This is a genomic window from Mesorhizobium sp. M7A.F.Ca.CA.004.04.2.1, from assembly GCF_004022825.1.
Lineage (GTDB): Bacteria > Pseudomonadota > Alphaproteobacteria > Rhizobiales > Rhizobiaceae > Mesorhizobium.
Genome location: NZ_RZPH01000926.1, coordinates 1 through 2,409 on the forward strand (window position 1 = coordinate 1; position 2,409 = coordinate 2,409).

1 protein-coding gene, 1 tRNA gene and 1 pseudogene are annotated in these 2,409 nt (G+C 58.1%); 1 reads left to right on the forward strand and 2 read right to left on the reverse strand.

Translation table 11 applies throughout. The features are described from left to right. Positions 1-1,322 (forward strand): hypothetical protein (locus tag EN893_RS38325; protein WP_164901205.1); only part of this gene is annotated, 1,322 nt, incomplete at its 5' end. Positions 1,323-1,707: 385 nt separating this feature from the next. On the opposite strand, the gene EN893_RS29275 is transcribed toward EN893_RS38325, so the two are convergent. After that, positions 1,708-1,781: transfer RNA gene (locus EN893_RS29275), tRNA-Gln, on the reverse strand. A gap of 177 nt (positions 1,782-1,958) precedes the next feature. Continuing rightward, positions 1,959-2,409: pseudogene (locus tag EN893_RS29280) on the reverse strand (UPF0104 family protein); the annotation flags it as partial.

Genomic DNA, 2,409 nt, shown 5'->3' on the forward strand with positions numbered 1-2,409 from the left:
CCAGTGAAGCAGCCGTTGAAGCAGCAGCACTCAGCATCCGCAATCAGATCGTCCTGGTCGATGATCTGGAACGCAAGGGCGATGGGCTCAGAAGCGTCGATGTGTTGGGCTACATCTCCCAGCTCAGAGACGATCGGAAGTGCAAGGTTGTGCTGATCCTCAATGACGAGCAACTAGAGGACAAGGGTGAATTCGAGTCCTACTTAGAGAAGGTGGTGGACTTGTACTTGCGGTTCGACCCTTCTTGCGCCGAGATTGCCGACATCGCTATTCCGGGGGACGGTGACAACATCGCCGCCATGGTCCGTCAGCATGCTATCCTGCTGGGCATCAAGAACGTCCGAGTGATCTGGAAAATTCTAGCTCTGGCTAAGCAGGTCGCGCCTATGCTCGCCGGATATTCCTTTAGCGTGACAATGGATGCTGTTCGGACAATCACCCTACTCGCCTGGAGTTACCTTCAGCCAAAGGGCGCACCACCGCTCGACTACCTGAAGCGAGTCAACGCTTATAACCCGATCAAGGAGGACGCCGACCTCGACCTGAAATGGCGCGACCTGCTTGTCCAATACCGGTACACAGGCACCAGCGCGTTCGACCTGACCCTCCTTGAGGCTGTCCAGAATGGATACTTCGATCAATCGCGGCTGAACGCGCACGCGAAGGAGCTGAATGAGGCTGATATGTACCGCAAGGCAAAAGAAGCCATGCGGGAGCTTTGGGATGACCTACATCTGTCCTTCACGAAGCCGATCAAGCCCATACTCGACAGGTTCGTCGAGGTTTTTGCAAGCGAGCTTAAGTACTTGGACCTCGGCGACTTAGTGAGCGTCGAGCGCACGTTCCGTGAGTTGGGAGATCCGCGCGCAGAAGAGCTGGTCACACTATACATCCGGGAAAAGAAGGATGAGCCCGCCGCCTTCGATACCGATAGATTGTACGAGTTCGGCCGGGAGTTGTCCCCTGAACTGCTCAAGCGGATCAAGGAAGCTGAAAACGCCACGAAACCGAAGCGCACAACCGACGAGACTGTGATGGCGCTCGCCAAGAATATCACCGATCCGGAACTGCTGGCTGAAGCGGCTACGATTGATGTGGAAAGTTATGTCCAGATTCTCAAGGGGCATGAGGGTGAGGAACTGAGGGACATGCTCGCCGGCCTACGCCGTTACATGAACCTGATCGACGCCACGCCCGAGATGATCGAAATACTGACGCGATTCGCCAAGGCGGTCAAAGAAATTGGCAGGGAAAGCGCTATCAACCAGTACCGCACTCGAAATCTCGGCTTCATCCAATGGCTCGAAAAAAAAGAAGCTTAGGCGTAGGATTGCGTCTTGGTCCGGCGACCACCTCCCGGTGCAAGCGCTCAACGCGCGCCGCCCTCCCGGCCATGTGGTCGCGATTTGTTGCCATGGATGCAGCGCCGAATCGTCGTTCTGCGAAACCCCGGCTCTGCTAGCGATATCGGCGCGACTCAAGCCGCCGCCTAAAGCCCGGCTATCATCGCGGCGAAAGCATCGGATGGCGGCATGGCCGAAAATGGTGTGGCCAGCGCGAAAGGAAAAGCCTGCGGCAAGATGGCCAAGCGGCTGGAAAATAAGCGGCAGCTAAAATTCGCTTATTTTTCGCTTATTTTGTCACAGCGGCATGCACCACCAAGTTTCGGTTGGCGGCAAGAATTCAGTGTTTTCAGTGGGTTTATCTTGGCTGGGGAACCTGGATTCGAACCAGGACTAACGGAGTCAGAGTCCGTGGGTCTACCGTTAACCTATTCCCCAGCAGGCGCGGTCATGAACCGTGCGGGCCGAGCGGGCAAGCCGCTGTGAGCGCTGCCTTGTAGCCGCCAGCGGAAAATAGTCAAGCCTGCTCTGTGGTTCAATGGCACGTTTCGTCAGGTGATTTCAGGCGCCGCACTTCAGATGCCGGCGCGCGGCCTCCAGATCCAATCCCGCTCCTCAAGGCTCCGTCCGGCTGAACTGCGAGCGTTCGAAGAACAGCACCACACCCAGGCCAAGAATCAGCGGGATGATCAGGTAGAACAGCCGGAACACCAGCAGCGCCGCCAGCACGCCGACCGGATCCATGTCCGACAGGCCGGCGAGAAACACCACCTCGAACACGCCGAGCCCGCCCGGCGCGTGCGAGATCTGCGCGATCGAGAAGGAGACGAGGAAGACGCCCAGTATGACGAAGTAGCCGGGATTGTGGGCTGCGGGCAGGGCAAAGAAGATGATCGCGGCGGCGGCCAGCAACTCGATCGGGCCGATCAGCAACTGCCGCGCGACGATCGGCAGCGCCGGATAATGCAGCTGAAAGCTGGCGATCTTCAGCGGGCGCAGATGCAGCCAGCTGCCGAAGACATAGGCGGCGACGAGCAGCAGCATCGCGATGCCGGCCGCTTCCGAC